The organism is Mesorhizobium sp. M1322 (assembly GCF_040318085.1).
Classification (GTDB): Bacteria; Pseudomonadota; Alphaproteobacteria; order Rhizobiales; family Rhizobiaceae; genus Mesorhizobium.
On the sequence record NZ_JAMYLP010000071.1, the window covers coordinates 1 to 14,865 of the forward strand.

The window sequence follows — 14,865 nt, forward strand, 5'->3', positions numbered from 1 at the left end:
CGAAGCCTGGGTCTTCATCGCCCACATCCGCCTGCTCACGCGTCGCCTCGCAAGACCTTGAAATTGCACCAGTCGTTTTGATTCAGACACTAAGACAACGAAGTATTTCAATGTTTCGGGCGCCACTGCCGCGGAGTTGCGGAATAGCCTTCGGCGTGCACACAGAGACATTGACGCTCGAACAAATTGGCATGCAAAAACTAATTACACTTGGAAGGTGACGGGAAAAACATGTAGTCTGACTCACGTCATAGTCAATCTACGCTTGGATGTGCTCCTTCCGAGGATCAAGACCGGAAATAAGCTTAGTCCCAGCGTTCAGAAGCAATGGGATCGTTTTATTGCCAACCTCATAACACACGAAAATGAGCACGTGAGATTATACAAATCAGCTGCAGCCGATCTCGACAAGAGGCTCGAATCCTTCTCGAGCTCGTGTCGCAGCATCCGGCATGATGCAAGGACTGTCGACAATGAAGGCTTTGATCGGATGCAGAAGGTGAATGACGATTATGACGCCAGGACCGATGGTGGCAGAAACACTCGGGACCACGCCTTCGATTGATAACATAGTCACACCACCAAGATGGCAGCGGGCCGGTAACAGGCCCGATCTGTCACGTAGGATCTGTTCCCGACGTGAATGCGTGGCTCAGGGCCCAGATAGGAGGCCGACATCAAGGGCATGGACATGGATCGACCTGATCTCGTTCGCGACCAGTTCCTGCAGCCGCCACAGATTGCGGTCGCGAATGCCGAATTCTTCCAGATGATGGACGGTGTTGTAGAGATATTCGGCGCCCGACCCGACATGCCCGCACGCCCGCGCCAGCACTTGCGCTACCCTCTCCAGCGGCTGGTTGAGCGACGTCCCCCTGCCGGTCATACCGACCCAGAAGCCCAGCGCCCGCAGTGAACCTTGAGCCGTACGCACTGGAAGCCATCTGACCGAGCCGACGCTCTCGTGATCGTCGATCTCGCGCCGCAACAGTCTTTCGATCTGCAGCGGCTTTTCGCCTTCCGGCAAGCGGTAGATCACACCATCGCATCGCCCACCTCGTTCGAGCGCCATCATCAAGCCCGGCTGCGCAGCGCTGCCGCGCCAGCGAGCGATGTCGAGGCAGAAGGACCGATGCCAGCCGAAAGCGGTGGCGCGCTGTCGTTCGACGGACTCGAAAGCCGGCTTCCAGATCAGCGAGCCATAGGCGAACACCCACAAGGGGCCGGCGTCTGCTTCATCCGATAGCCGCGCCGCGAGGGTTTGGAAATCCTCATCATTCAGTTGCGTCCAGCTTCCATCAGGACCGGGATCGGCCTCCTCGCGATGGCACAGTGCGACAAGTTCCGGCGTGAGCGACATCAGGCGCATGGGATGACCCCGTTGAGGTAAACAAAGTCGAAAATCGCAAGGTGCGCAAGATCGGCGAATGAAGGGCATCTTGCCGCCATCGATTTCTGGCCCAGATGTCGGATTTCCGCCGCCAGGATCGTCCTAGGATCGAACCGCAATCCACGACTGGAAACCGCCCACAACTGGAAACCGCCCACGACTGGAAACATAAGGAGCACGACAATGCCGGAGTCCCCCATGCCCTTCTTCTGGTACGAACTGATGACCACCGACCTCGATGCCGCCGAAGCGTTCTACACCGCCGTGGTCGGCTGGAAGGCGCAGCCCTTCGACGGCTCGCCGGGCATGCCGCGTTATGTCGTCATGAATCTCGGCGAGCGCGGCGTCGCCGGGCTGATGGCGCAGCCGGACGAAGTGCGCAAGATGGGCATGCCGCCGGCCTGGGCCGGCTATATCCACACCAGGGATGTCGATGCCTCCACAAGATCGTTGAAGGAGGCCGGCGGTACGGTTCATCGCGAACCCGATGACATTCCGGGCGTCGGCCGCTTTGCCGTCGTCGCCGATCCGCAAGGCGCGGCCTTCAACTTCCTGCAGCCGGATGGCCCCGACCAGCCGCCGGTGCCGGCCACCACTCCCGGCCATGTCGGCTGGCATGAGCTCTATACGACCGACTGGCGGGCTGCGTTCGATTTCTACTCCGGCCCGACGCCATGGACATGGGGCCGATGGGCACATACCAGCTCTTTGCCTTCGACGGCGAACCTATCGGCGGCATGATGAACAAGCCCGAGCAGATCCCAGTGCCGGTCTGGCAGTTCTATTCAATGTTCCAGCCATCGACGCGGCAGCCAAGCGCGTGACCGACAATGGCGGCAAGATCCTGATGGGCCCGATGGAGGTTCCCGGTGGCAGCTGGATCGTGCAGTGCAGGGATCCGCAAGGCGCCCATTTCGCGCTGATGGGACCGGTGCGGTAGGCGCCCTGACCAACCGAGTGCTGCCGCTGGATCATTCCAGCGTCAGCACCGCAACTTTTTGGTGCCGCTGAGTTGGACGGCGATGTGTCGTTCGGCGACGGCAAGAATTGGGAGCGCGAGTTAGCGAAAGAGCTTCGGGGAGCCGGAATACCATTCGATCCGGGCGACGTTCTTAGGTGAAATCTATCGTGCCCATGGCGGAGGCTCGCCCGTAGTTCGCGCTGATCGCGCCGGGACGCCCGATACCTATCAAAATTGAACAGCCGCACCGCACCGTTGGTACGATGCGAGCAAATGAATTGCCTCAGGGCGCAAAGTCATTCCGGCGCCAGCACCGCAATCTTAAGGGTCTCTTTCCTGGCTCCGCTGAGCTGGACGGTCGCCGGGCCGGCGGCCAGCTTGAAGCGCACGCTCTTGCGGATCGCCGGACAGGTTCTCATACCACTGAAAGCCGCCAACTTCACGGTTTTGCCGTCCTGGACGACATCGATCCAGGCCTCATCAGACAGGCTGATCTGGAGCTCTCCCTCAGGGGGCACGGCCACGCTTGCCGTCGCGCCGAATGTACCGGCTGCCGGTGCGCGTTCCGGCGGAACGGTGAAGCTGATTGTGTCGACCGGCGCCAACGCCACATCTGCAGCCTCGCCGACCGAAAGGTCAGCCCCGGACTGCGCGGCGGGCGCCGCCGCAAACAGGGCCTCCTCGCGCGTCACCGGCCATTTGAAAGCAGCACAGCCGGCGTCGTCGGCCATGGCGACGCTGGTGCCTGCAAGGATGGCGAGTAGGCTGACGAGGACTTTTCCCATGGCAAACGGAACCCACATGGTTTGGAGTGTCTGGCCATCAATACAACTATAGCGATTTTTATGCAACCCTGGAGAGAAATAAAGGGGACGAGGAACATTCCAGTCACCGGTTGTTGATGGCAGGCCAACCGCAGGCGCTGAGCATTCTGCGCATCATGACCGCGTTGCAGTTCATCGAGCACGGCGCTGGACAACCGCCGCAGCGCTTGAGCCGCCACAAACGGCGCCTTCATCCCCGCATCCGTTCGAGATTCGCGTCGAACAGCGGCGTCGGCTGCACGCGCGCGGGATAGCGCTTCCCCAAGAGCTCGATCTCGAAACCGTCGGCCTCATCGGCGATTTCCTTCGGCACGTAGCCCATAGCCACGGACGTCTTCGAATGATGCGCGTAGCCGCCTGACGTGACCCAGCCGCGCACGGCGCCGTCGAACCAGATCGGCTCGTCACCGATGACGTCGGCGTCTGCTGTATCGACGACAAAGGCGCGCAGCCGCAGCTTACCGCCTTGCTTGCGCTCAGCCAGTGCAGCCTGCTTGCCGATGAAATCGGTTTCTTTCCCGTAGGCGACGAAGCGATCGAGCCCGGCCTCCAGCGGACCATAGATCGGCCGGTATTCGCGCGCCCACGAGCCGTAGTTCTTCTCCAGCCGCAGCGCATTGAGCGCGCGCGAGCCGAACAGGCCGATGCCGAATTCTTCGCCAGCCGCCATCAGGGTCTGGTACGCGGCACGCTGATATTCCGGCGCCACCCAGATCTCGTAGCCGAGATCGCCGGTGTAGCTGACGCGGCCGACCAGGCACGCCGCCATGCCGATATCCATCTTGCGGATGGCCATGAACGGAAACGCCGCATTCGACACATCCGCCCGCGTGACTTTTGCCAGCACGTCCCGGGCATTCGGTCCGGCGATCGACAGGCCAGTCAGTCTCGCCCCCAGCGCCTCGATATGGACCGAGCCGTCTTGCGGCAGATGCGCCTCGAACCAGCGCATGTGATACTGCTCGGCAATGCCGGAGCCGGCGAGGAACCAGTCCTCCCCGTTGGAATTGGGGCTGCCGAGATTGGCCAGCGAGAAATCGCCGATCAGCCTGCCGTCTTCCTTCAGCATCGGCGCCAGCGCCATGCGGCCGGCTTTTGGCAGCTTGCAGGCAAGCAGGCGGTCGAGCCAGGCTGCCACACCCTCGCCCGTCACTTTGTATTTGGCGAAGGACGAGATTTCCGACAGGCCGACACTTGTCCGCACTGTTTTCACCTCTTTTGCGACATGCTGGAAATCGTTCGAGCGCCGCCACGAGAACTCGTCCCTGATGCCCTCGGGCGCATACCACAGCGGCACTTCCAGCCCGTAGGCCACGCCCCATTGCGCGCCCATGGCTGACAGAAGGTCGTAGACCGGCGTGGTCTTGAGCGGCCGCCCGGCAGGCAGTTCCTCGTTGGGGAAGCGAATGGAAAAACGTCGCGAATAATTCTCGCGCACCTTGGCGTTGGTGTAGGCCATCGTTGCCCAGTCGCCGTAGCGCGAGACATCCATCGCCCAGATGTCGGCGCCGGGGTCGCCCTCGATCATCCAGTTCGACAGTGCCAGGCCAACGCCGCCGCCCTGCGAGAAGCCGGCCATGACGCCGCAGGCGACCCAGAAACCCGGCAGGCCGCGCACCGGCCCGACCAGCGGGTTGCCGTCCGGCGCGAAGGTGAAGGGACCGTTGATGATCTGCTTGATGCCGGTGTTCTGGAACGCAGGGAAATGCCGGAAGCCGACTTCCAGTGACGGCGCGATGCGGTCGATGTCGGGCTCCAGCAGTTCGTGGCCGAAATTCCACGGCGTGGAAAATTCGGACCATGGCTTATTGGCCTTCTCATAGGTGCCCATCAGCATGCCGCCGCGCTCCTGGCGTAGATACAGCTCGCCGTCGAAATCGACCGCGTGGATGATCTCCGTGCCGGTCTTCTGGTTCCAGGCGGCGACTTCCGGCATGTCCTCGGTGATCAGGTACATGTGCTCCATGGCCAGCACCGGCAGTTCCAACCCGACCATGCGGCCGACCTCGCGCGCCCACAGGCCGCCGGCATTGACGACATGCTCGGCCACCACCTCGCCCTTGTTGGTGATGACGCGCCACAGCCCGTCGGAGCGGCGCACGATGTCCTCGACCTTGGTGAAGCGCTCGACCTCGGCGCCAAGTTTTCTGGCCGCCTTGGCATAGGCGTGGGTGACGCCAGATGGGTCGAGATGACCGTCCTCCTTGTTGCGCACCGCGCCGACGAACTGCTTGGGGTCGAGCAGCGGCATCAGTTCGGCCGCTTCATCAGGCGAAATCTCCTCGAGGTCGATGCCGAGATAGCGGCCCTTGGCGACGACACCGCGCAGCCAGTCGAGCCGCGCCTCGGTCGCCGCCAAAAGCACGCCGCCGGTCAGATGGACGCCGGTCGCCTGGCCGGACAGCTCCTCGATCTCCTTGTAGAGCGAGATCGTGTATTTCTGCAGCTTGGCGACGTTGGGGTCGCCGTTGATCGTGTGCATACCGCCGGCCGCGTGCCAGGTCGAACCGGAGGTCAGCTCGTCGCGCTCCAGAAGCACGATGTCGGTCCAGCCGTGACGGGCGAGATGGAACAGCACCGAACAGCCGACGACGCCCCCGCCAATGACCACGACCTTTGCATGCGATTTCATGGGTTTTCTCGTTATTTCAGGGAGTTGGAGGGGTGAAGTGAATCGGGATGACAGGAGTTGAGCGGACCGACACCAAAGACATCACGGTTCGTCCTGTCCGATCGCTTCCTTGCGCTTTGCCACATAAGCCTCCAGCGCCTCGCGCACAGAAATATCCATCGTCGGTTCGACATGGTCTTCCAGCGCTTTCTTCCACAGCCGCGTCGCCCGCGCCGTGGCGTCGAGCCCGCCGGCCTCCTGCCAGGCCTCGTAGTTCTGCCAGTTGGAGAGCATCGGTTGGTAGAAGGCGGTGGCGTAGCGCTCCAGCGTGTGCGGCTCGCCGAAGAAATGGCCGCCGGTCGGCACCGCCCCCAATGCCTCGACGGCGAGTTCCGCCTCGTTGACTTCAATCGGGCGCAAAAACTCCATCATGTGCTGGATCATCTCGACGTCGATGATGAACTTCTCGAACGACGCGGTCAGCCCGCCCTCCTGCCAGCCGGCAGCGTGGTAGACGAGATTGCCGTGACCGAGCACCGCGCCCCACAGCGCCATCAGCGTCTCGTAGGCGCCTTGCGCGTCGGCGGCATTCGAGGCCGAGCCCGGCGTCGTCCGGTAGGGCAGTCCATAGCGCCGCGCCAGCTGCCCGGACGCGATGTTTGCCTTGGTGTTCTCCGGCGTGCCGAAGGCCGGCGCGCCGGACTTCATGTCGACATTGGAGGTGAAGGCGCCATACATGACCGGGGCACCAGGGCGGACAAGCTGCGTCAAGACCACGCCGAACAGTGCCTCGGCATTCTGTTGCGCCAGCGCGCCGGCAAGCGTCACCGGGCTCATCGCCCCCATCAGCGTGAACGGCGTCACCGCGACCGATTGGCCGAACTCGGCCATGGTCATCAGCCCTTCGGCCATCATCTCGTCGAAGCGGCGCGGCGAGTTGACCGAAATGATGGTTGTGACGCCGGGATCGTGGCGCATCTCATCAAGCGTCAGCCCTCGCGAAATCGCCATCATTTCGATGCCGTCGAGCGCCCTGCCGCGGCCGATGGCCGAGACGTGAAAACTTTTGTCGGTCAGCGTCAGATTGGCGAAATAGGTGTCGAGGTGGCGGGAATTGGCCGGCAGTTCCACCGGGGCGCAGACCTGGTTGCCCAACATGTGGATGCAGTTGAAATGCTGCGCCAGCCGGGTGAGATCACAATAGTCGCGCAGGTTTCCGGCGCGGCGGCCGCGTTCCATGTCGTGGACATTGGGCGGTCCGGCGACCAGCGTGAAATTGATGGTGTTGCCGCCGAGATGGACGGTATGGGCCGGGTTGCGCGGCGTCAGCGTGTAGCTCGACCGCGTCGTCCCCAGTGCCTGGTCGACCATACCGCGGTCGATGCGGACAGTCATCGACGCATGATCGACCTTGGCCCCGGCCTTTTCGAACAGCGAAAGCGCCCGCGAGCTCATCACCTCGATGCCGAAATTCTCCAGAATGTGCATCGACGCCTGATGGATCGCCTCGATCTGGTCGGCCGAGAGCATCGCCATTGGCGTATAGGGATTTGTCACGCGCCGCAGCGGCAGTTGCGGGATGGCAACCGGTCCCCTGTTGCTGGTTCGCTCAGCGCCGCGCTTGCGTCTCGGTTCGGTCATGCGGCGCATCAAAGCGCCGGCACGATGATCGGGCTGTCAGAAATCCGCCACCTGCGGGCGTGATTTTAGCCAAGGCGGCACTTTTGGAATTTCGTACCGAAAAAAGCGACAGAAAACGTCGTAATATTCTCCTTACTCCGCCCGGCCGAAGCAGCCGATAAGCCGTTAAGGAACGCCGCAAGATTCCCTTTATGTTTTCGGCCTAATCCTCTTTCGATGGGTAGGTCGAGTTTTAGTAAAATTGTAGCTGTTGCCGTGCTGCTGGCGCTGTCGGCCTGCGCGACGCCGCCAAGCCATATCAACGATGTCTGCGCCGTCTTCGACCAGAATGACGGTTGGTTCGACAACTGGCAGGCGGCGGCCGAACGCGCCGAACGGAAGCACGGCGTGCCGGTTCCCGTGCTGATGGCGACGGTGCGAAAGGAATCCGGCTTCAAGAGCAATGCCAGGCCGCCGCGCACCAAGCTTCTCGGCTTCATTCCCTGGAAACGCGCCTCCAGCGCCACCGGCTTCTCGCAGGCACTCGACGGCACCTGGGCGCAGTATCAAAGCGAGACCGGCAGCTGGGCGGCGCGCCGCACCAGCTTTGCCGATGCCGTCGATTTCGTCGGCTGGTATCATTCCAAGACATCAGCCACGCTCGGCGTCGCCCGCAACGACACCTACAACCTCTATCTGTCCTATTATCTCGGCTGGACGGCCTATGGCCGCGGGAACCGCGGCGATGCCAGCGTGCAGCGCTATGCGCGGGCCACCGAGCAGATGGCTCGGGACTACGCCGCGCAGCTACGCCAATGCGCGCGTTGATGGCGCCGCGGAACTAGCCATCCGTCAGCTTCGGCCTTTTGCCGCGTGGACGCTTGGGCGGAGCGCCGGCAAAGCCCGGACCGGCGCCCTGCGGCGCGTCTTCCGGCACGCCTTCATTGGCGGCATGCTCCTTGTCGAACTTGATCACCGGCTCCATTTTCGCCAGCACGTCGTCGGCAAGCCAGCACAGGCTCATATGGCCGTCGCCGAGATGCTTGACCGGCGGCACCTGCGTCTCGCAAAGATTGTCAGGCACCAGCTTCTTGTAGCCGCAGCGGGTCTGGAAGGGACAGCCGGTCGGCGGGTTCATCGCCGACGGAATGTCGCCTTCCAGCACGATGTGCTTCTTGATCACGCTGGTGTCGGCGTTCGGGATAGCCGGCCGCAGCGCCTCGGTATAGGGGTGATAGGGAGGCGAAAAGATCTGGTCGGTCGTGCCCTGCTCGACGATATAACCGAGATACATGACGACGACGCGGTCGGCGATGTAGCGCACCACCGACAGGTCGTGGCTGATGAACAGCATCGTTGTCTTGTTCTTGCGCTGGATGTCCATCAGGAGCTCAGTCACCGCAGCCTGCACCGACACATCGAGCGCCGAGACCGGCTCGTCGGCCACCACCACCTTGGCGTCGCCGGCAAAGGCCCGCGCCACGCCGATGCGCTGCTTCTGGCCGCCGGAAAGCTGGCGCGGCTTGCGGGTCTCGAACGCCCGCGGCAGCTTCACCAGGTCGAGAAGCTCCAGCATGCGCTGGCGGCGGTCGGCGACGGTATTGCCGACGTTGAACTTTTCCAGCGTGCGGATGATCTGCGAGCCAACCGAGTGGCTGGGATTGAGCGTGTCGAACGGATTCTGGAACACCATCTGGATCGACGACACCGTCTCGACGCTGCGCTTCTCGACGCCGGTCGACTCGATCCGCTGGTTGCCGAGTGTCACGGTGCCCGAGCTTGCCGTCTCCAGTCCGAGCAGCACCTTGGCCAGCGTCGACTTTCCGCAACCGGACTCGCCGACGATGGCGACGGTCTCGGATTCGCGCGCCATGAAGGAGATCGTCTCGTTGGCCTTGACGACGCGACCTTCGCTCGAGCCGAACACCTCGCTGCCGCCGACCTTGTAGTACTTCTTGAGATCCTCGATCTTGAGCACCGGCGCGCCGGGCTCGACGCGCTCGTTGACCTTCTTGGCGCCGGGCGGCAGCGCCTCCCAGTCGATCTCGTTGAAGCGCACGCAGCGCGAATAATGGCCTTCGTGGCCCTCGACCGCGATCATCGGGATTTCGGCGGCGTTGCAGACGCCCTCGACGAAATGGTGGCAGCGGGGGCCGAAGTTGCAGCCCTTCGGCCGCTCGTGCGGCAGCGGCAATTGCCCGGGGATTGAGATCAGAGGCCGTGAATTCTTGTCGGCGCCGGGCAGCGGGATCGAGCGGAACAGGCCTTGCGTGTAGGGATGGCGCATCCGGTCGAAGACGTCCTTGATCTTGCCGGTCTCCACCGCTTCGCCCGAATACATCACCGTGATGCGGTCGCAGGTTTCCAGGATCAGGCCGAGATTGTGCGACACGAAGATCATTGAGGTGCCGAACTTCTCGCCGAGCCCCTTGACCAGGTCGACGATGCCGGCTTCGACGGTCACGTCCAGCGCCGTCGTCGGCTCGTCGAGCAGGAGCAGCGCCGGCTTCGACAGCAGCGCCATGGCGATGACGATACGCTGTTGCTGGCCACCGGAAAGCTGGTGCGGAAAGGATCGCATCATGCGCTCGGGATCGGGCAGCCTGACCGAGCGCACCATTTCCAGCGCGCGCCTATAAGCCTCTTCCTTCGACACCTTGTCGTGAATCAGCGGCACTTCCATCAGCTGCTGGCCGACCTTCATCGCCGGGTTCAGGCTGGCCATCGGCTCCTGGTAGATCATCGCGATCTTGTTGCCACGGATGGCGCGCAGTTCCTCGTCGGACAGTTCGCCCATGTCCTTGCCCTGGAACTTTATCCGGCCGCCGACGATCTTTCCGATGTTGGAGAGGTCGCGCATGATGCCGAGCGACACGGTGGACTTGCCGCAGCCGGATTCGCCGACGATGCCCATCGCTTCGCCAGGCATGACCGTGCAGGAGAAGTCCATAACGGCCGGTATCTCACCCTTGCGGGTGAAGAAGGAGATCGACAGGTTCTCGATCTCGATGATCGGCCCATTGGTCGGCTTGGCGGGATTTCGAACTGCCTCATTCATGGGTCGCTCCAATCCTTGTTCTTTCAAGCATATCGGGCCGAGGACCCGTCCATCAATCCTTCATCGATTGTTCACGCAGCGAGTCGGCCAACAGATTAAGGCCCAGCACGAACGACATCAGCGCGATCGTCGGCGGCAGCGCCGGATGGATGAACGAGCGCAGCAGCCGGCTGGCGTCCTTGATCGCGGTGCCCCAGTCCGGGCTCTCGGGCGCCAGCCCCAGGCCGAAATAGCCGAGCGTACCGAGCAGGATCGTGGTGTAGCCGATACGCAGGCAGGCATCGACGATCAGCGGCCCGCGTGCGTTGGGAAGGATCTCCCACAGCATGATGTACCAGGGCGATTCACCGCGCGTCTGCGCCGCCGCCACATAGTCACGCGTTTTGATGTCCATGACCAGGCCGCGTACGATGCGGAACACGCCAGGGCTGGAGGCGAACACCACCGCCACGAAGATGTTGAGCTGGTTGGGATCGATATGGATGATCCTGAACGGGTCGGCATCGAAGACCAGCCCGGCATAGACCCAGCCGCCAATGATCAGCGTCAGTCCCAGTAGGATGTAAAGGCGGTCGGGCCGCTTCTTATAGCGCGTCCAGAACAGCACGCTGAAGAAGATGATCGGAAACAGGAAGAACAGGCCGGCCATCGCATAGGGAATCGGCGTCTCCATGATGCCTGGCGTCACCAAGAGGTAGAACAGGAGGATCACCGGGAAGGCGAGCACCAGGTTGGCGAGGAAGGACAGCACCGTATCGATCCTGCCGCCGTAGTAGCCGGCCGGCAGGCCAAGCGTGATGCCGACCATCAGCGCGAAACCGGTCGCCGCCGGCGCGATGATCAGCACGATCTGGCTGCCATAGACCATGCGGCTGAACACGTCGCGGGCAAGCTTGTCGCCGCCGAACAGGTAGACAAGTCCCGATTGCGGCTCGACCGCGCCCGGGAGTGCATCCTTCATGATCGGGATCTGGACAAGCGGATTGAAGGGCGAGATGGTCGACGCGAAGATCGCCGTGAACAGCCAGAACAGGCAGATGCCGACGCCGACGATGCCGACGCTGCTGTCGAAGAGCTGACCGTAGAGGCCAAGCCTCTTCTTGTAGGCAAAGCTCGCCCCCATCACCAGGACGAGCGCGATCCAGACCGGCCAGAAACGCGCAAGCACGCCAAGCACCACATTGAAGGCGCCGATATATTCAAGCTGCATCCGCCCGATCCTCTATTGAACTCTGATACGCGGATTGAGAAACGCGTAGCCGACATCGGAAATGAGCTGCGTGATCAGGACGATGAACACCGAGACCAGGGAGCAGCCGAGCAAAAGATCGATGTCGTTGTTGCCGGCCGCCTCGACCAGCGTGTAGCCAAAGCCCTGGTAGCGGAACATCACCTCGACGATGACGACGCCGGTGAGCAGCCAGGGAAATTGCAGCATAATGACAGTGAACGGCGCGATCAGCGCGTTGCGCAGCGCGTGCTTGACCACGACGCTGCCGAAGGAAAGGCCCTTCAGCCGGGCGGTGCGGATATATTGCTGCGTCATCACCTCGACCATCGAGGCGCGGGTCATGCGGGCGATGTAGCCGATGCCGTAAATCGCCAGCGTCATGACTGGCAGCGTGAAGTTGTAGAAGGTGATGCCCCGGCTGGCCGAAGCCGCCGAACCGTTTAGCAGGCCGAGCCATGAGGCAAAGATGACGGTAAAAATGACGCCCGACACATATTCGGGCGTCGCCGTCGAGGCTATCGAGGCGACGGACAATGTCCGATCGGTTCGCGAGCCTTCGCGCATGCCGGCGAGGATGCCGATCAGAAGCGAGATCGGCACCATCACCACAAGCACCCAGAACATCAGGATGCCGGTGGCGCCGAGCGCCGGGAAAAGCTTCGACGCTACCGTCGTCTTGAACTTGGTCGAGCAGCCGAAATCACCTTGCAGGACGCCGGAGAACGTCGGCTCGACAGGATCGTTGCAGAAGGCAAAACGTCGCGCGGGGTTGCCCGTTGCCGGGTCTGTGACCGGCTGTTTGGGCACGATACCCAACCATTGGCCATACCGGGAGAAGAAATTCTGGCGATAGCCATGGTTGACCAGCCAGCTTTCGAGCTGCTCGGCCGAGGTGTGCATTTCGGTCTGGCTGATCGCCAGTTTTTTCAGATTGGGGTCGAGATTGATCAGGAAGAACACAACCATCGTCAGGCACAGCATCGTCAATGCCATGGTGCCGAGGCGTCGAAGGATGAAAGAAAGCATGGCGGTCCCCCTGCCAGTCTGGTTGGGGTTGAGGCCGGCTTGGAGCCAGCTTAGCCGCTATCGGCAGAGCTGGCTGTCAAACGGACCCTCAGAATGCGATCAACCCTGTCTTATTGCACGCTCCCATCCAAAAAGTCCGCGCCTTTCTTGCTGCGCCGACTTTCGGTTGCGGGATCATGCATGGCGTGGGTGGAAGGGGCGAACGGCCCCTTCCACGATCGATCCGATCAGGCCTCGTCGAGCCAGACCTTGCCGTAATCGCGCTCGAAGGTCGGGTGCATGGCGTAGTTCTTAACGGCAGCCACCGAGTGACTGTAGAGCTTGCGCCAGTAGGGCTGGATGATGATGCCTGAATCCTGCAGGATCTGCTCGATGTCCTTCATCATCTCCTTGCGCTTGGCGGCGTCGGCGACCGCAAGCGCGGCGTTGAGCTTGGCATCCCATTCGGGATTCGACCAGGCGGTTTCGTTCCAGGCTTCGCCGGTGCGGTAGCCGATCGCCAGAACCTGGACGCCGAGCGGCCGCATGTTCCAGTTGGTCATCGACAGCGGATACTTCGTCCAGTCGTTCCAGAACGTCGAACCCGGCAGCACCGTGCGCTTCACCTTGATGCCGGCGTCGCGCATCTGCGCGGCGATCGCATCGCCGGTATTCTTGTGCCAGTCTTCGTCGACCGTGATCAGCTCGTGCTCGAAATCGGCCTGACCGGCTTCCTCCATCAGCGCCTTCGCCTTGGCCGGATCGCGGGCAATCTTCGGCAGTTCGTAATATTCCGGATGGATCGGGCTGACATGGTGGTTTTCGGCGACAGTACCGGCATTGGCCATGCCAAGCTGCAGCACGACGGCGTTGTCGACTGCGAGCTGCAGCGCGTTGCGGACCTTCTGGTCGTCGTAAGGCTTGTTGGCCACATTGGTGCGGCAGACGATGGTCGCTGCGGTGACCACCTCGTACTTGACCAAGTCGACACCGTCGAGGATCGACACATAGTCGGCCGACGTCTCGAAATTGGTATGGACCTCTCCCGACTCGAAGGCGCTGACCGTAGCCGCGGGATCGGTGCCGTAGTCGATGAACTCGATGCCGTCGAGGAAGACCTCGCCGTCCCACCACTTGTTGTCTTCGCGGCGCTTGTAGACGACTTTCTGGCCGACATCGTAGGAGACGAGCTCGAACGGGCCGGTGCCGATCGGGCAGGCTTTGAAATCGCTGCCCTTTTCGTCGAAGGTCTTGTGGACGATGAGGCCGGGATAGTCGCACACGTTGGGAATGAGCGCGATATCAGGCGTGCTGAGCTTTAGCTTGACCGTGTGTTCGTCGACCTTGGTGACTGCGCTCTCATCCAGCTTGTCGTCCTTGACCAGCGAGCCGAGACGACCGGGCATGGAATTACCTTCGGCTTTCTTGTCGGCCCAACGCTTGAAGTTGAAGATGACGTCATCCGCAGTGAACGGATCGCCGTTGTTCCAGGTGACGCCCTTGCGCACATGCAGCGTGTATTCGGTGGCGTCGTCGTTGACGTCCCAACTCTCGAGCAGGTAGGGGCGGAACGTGAATTCGTTTGTGTACTTGACCAACGGCTCGAGGGCCTGGCGCTCGGCATTGGCGATTTCCGACCAGTCGGCCTTGCGCGGATCCTTCGGATCCTTGATCCACATGGCGACCTTCAATATGCCGCCCTTCTTGCCCTGTACGTCCTGCGCTCTCGCCGGCGTCGGGTCGGCGAGGCCGAGCATACCATAGGCCATCGCCGTGGACGCGCCGAAGACGCTGGCCAGAGCCAGAAACTCGCGGCGATCGACACGTCCGGCCTTGGCTTCTTCGGCCATTGCATGGATGTGATCCGGAACGCGATCGCCATTACTTTTGTAGATTGTCATCACGAACTCCCATTGTTGGCTTTCTGCCTTTTACCATTCCGCATCCGGGCCATGATGTCAAAAACGGCACGGATTGGGAACATGTCAAGGAATGTGCAACTTTGGAAGGGAAGCAGTTCGCGTGATAACGACAGTCTTGGCGCAAAATTGCTATTGCCCGGCAGATTTCGTTCGAATCTCCGGCATCGATCAAACTGAGACATTCACTACAGCGCCGCACGTCCTGTTGGACGGGCAAACGACGCCGTAGCACTTTGATTTTGC

The 14,865-nt window shown here is 61.9% G+C and carries 9 protein-coding genes and 2 pseudogenes; 3 read left to right on the forward strand and 8 right to left on the reverse strand.

Going from position 1 to position 14,865, the window contains the following annotated elements:
- Window positions 1–109: 109 nt before the first annotated feature.
- Window positions 110–565, forward strand: a pseudogene (locus tag NKH12_RS22360) (DUF922 domain-containing protein); the annotation flags it as partial.
- 87 nt (window positions 566–652) lie between these two features.
- On the opposite strand, the gene NKH12_RS22365 reads toward NKH12_RS22360, so the two are convergent.
- Window positions 653–1,369, reverse strand: a complete 717-nt coding sequence (locus tag NKH12_RS22365; protein ID WP_352955126.1) for a gamma-glutamylcyclotransferase — start codon at window positions 1,367–1,369, stop codon at window positions 653–655.
- A 204-nt stretch (window positions 1,370–1,573) separates the two neighbouring features.
- On the opposite strand from NKH12_RS22365, the pseudogene NKH12_RS22370 reads away from it, so the two are divergent.
- Window positions 1,574–2,330: pseudogene (locus NKH12_RS22370) on the forward strand (VOC family protein).
- A gap of 317 nt (window positions 2,331–2,647) precedes the next feature.
- On the opposite strand, the gene NKH12_RS22375 reads toward NKH12_RS22370, so the two are convergent.
- The 3 genes from NKH12_RS22375 to NKH12_RS22385 all read right to left on the reverse strand — a co-directional run bounded on the left by NKH12_RS22375 (window position 2,648) and on the right by NKH12_RS22385 (window position 7,427).
- On the reverse strand, window positions 2,648–3,136 hold the full coding sequence (locus NKH12_RS22375) for a hypothetical protein (protein WP_352955127.1): 489 nt from the start codon (window positions 3,134–3,136) through the stop codon (window positions 2,648–2,650).
- A gap of 229 nt (window positions 3,137–3,365) precedes the next feature.
- A complete protein-coding gene (locus NKH12_RS22380; protein ID WP_352955128.1) occupies window positions 3,366–5,807 on the reverse strand; it encodes a GcvT family protein in 2,442 nt (813 codons plus the stop codon).
- A gap of 81 nt (window positions 5,808–5,888) precedes the next feature.
- Window positions 5,889–7,427 carry a trimethylamine methyltransferase family protein gene (locus tag NKH12_RS22385; RefSeq protein ID WP_352955129.1) on the reverse strand — a complete coding sequence of 513 codons (1,539 nt, stop codon included), beginning with the start codon at window positions 7,425–7,427 and terminating at the stop codon, window positions 5,889–5,891.
- 216 nt (window positions 7,428–7,643) lie between these two features.
- Here NKH12_RS22385 and NKH12_RS22390 point away from each other — a divergent pair, with 216 nt between their 5' ends.
- Window positions 7,644–8,234 (forward strand): transglycosylase SLT domain-containing protein, encoded by a 591-nt coding sequence (locus NKH12_RS22390; RefSeq protein ID WP_352955130.1) that lies wholly within the window; start codon window positions 7,644–7,646, stop codon window positions 8,232–8,234.
- 13 nt (window positions 8,235–8,247) lie between these two features.
- Here the strand turns inward: NKH12_RS22390 and NKH12_RS22395 are convergent, their stop codons facing one another.
- The 4 genes from NKH12_RS22395 to NKH12_RS22410 all read right to left on the reverse strand — a co-directional run bounded on the left by NKH12_RS22395 (window position 8,248) and on the right by NKH12_RS22410 (window position 14,601).
- Window positions 8,248–10,464: a dipeptide ABC transporter ATP-binding protein gene (locus tag NKH12_RS22395; protein ID WP_352955131.1), complete on the reverse strand. Its 2,217-nt coding sequence runs from the start codon at window positions 10,462–10,464 to the stop codon at window positions 8,248–8,250.
- Between the two features lie 52 nt (window positions 10,465–10,516).
- A complete protein-coding gene (locus NKH12_RS22400; protein ID WP_352955132.1) occupies window positions 10,517–11,674 on the reverse strand; it encodes an ABC transporter permease in 1,158 nt (385 codons plus the stop codon).
- 12 nt (window positions 11,675–11,686) lie between these two features.
- Window positions 11,687–12,721: an ABC transporter permease gene (locus NKH12_RS22405; RefSeq protein WP_352955133.1), complete on the reverse strand. Its 1,035-nt coding sequence runs from the start codon at window positions 12,719–12,721 to the stop codon at window positions 11,687–11,689.
- Window positions 12,722–12,948: 227 nt separating this feature from the next.
- Window positions 12,949–14,601 (reverse strand): ABC transporter substrate-binding protein, encoded by a 1,653-nt coding sequence (locus NKH12_RS22410; RefSeq protein ID WP_352955134.1) that lies wholly within the window; start codon window positions 14,599–14,601, stop codon window positions 12,949–12,951.
- Window positions 14,602–14,865 lie beyond the last annotated feature (264 nt).

What these genes read in the sequence shown, in the direction of transcription:
- NKH12_RS22385 (WP_352955129.1), bottom strand. Translation starts at nt 7,427, where the DNA reads ATGACCGAACCGAGACGCAAGCGCGGCGCTGAGCGAACCAGCAACAGG.
- NKH12_RS22405 (WP_352955133.1), bottom strand. Translation starts at nt 12,721, where the DNA reads ATGCTTTCTTTCATCCTTCGACGCCTCGGCACCATGGCATTGACGATG.
- NKH12_RS22410 (WP_352955134.1), bottom strand. Translation starts at nt 14,601, where the DNA reads ATGACAATCTACAAAAGTAATGGCGATCGCGTTCCGGATCACATCCAT.
- NKH12_RS22380 (WP_352955128.1), bottom strand. Translation starts at nt 5,807, where the DNA reads ATGAAATCGCATGCAAAGGTCGTGGTCATTGGCGGGGGCGTCGTCGGC.
- NKH12_RS22395 (WP_352955131.1), bottom strand. Translation starts at nt 10,464, where the DNA reads ATGAATGAGGCAGTTCGAAATCCCGCCAAGCCGACCAATGGGCCGATC.
- NKH12_RS22400 (WP_352955132.1), bottom strand. Translation starts at nt 11,674, where the DNA reads ATGCAGCTTGAATATATCGGCGCCTTCAATGTGGTGCTTGGCGTGCTT.
- NKH12_RS22390 (WP_352955130.1), top strand. Translation starts at nt 7,644, where the DNA reads ATGGGTAGGTCGAGTTTTAGTAAAATTGTAGCTGTTGCCGTGCTGCTG.
- NKH12_RS22365 (WP_352955126.1), bottom strand. Translation starts at nt 1,369, where the DNA reads ATGCGCCTGATGTCGCTCACGCCGGAACTTGTCGCACTGTGCCATCGC.
- NKH12_RS22375 (WP_352955127.1), bottom strand. Translation starts at nt 3,136, where the DNA reads ATGGGAAAAGTCCTCGTCAGCCTACTCGCCATCCTTGCAGGCACCAGC.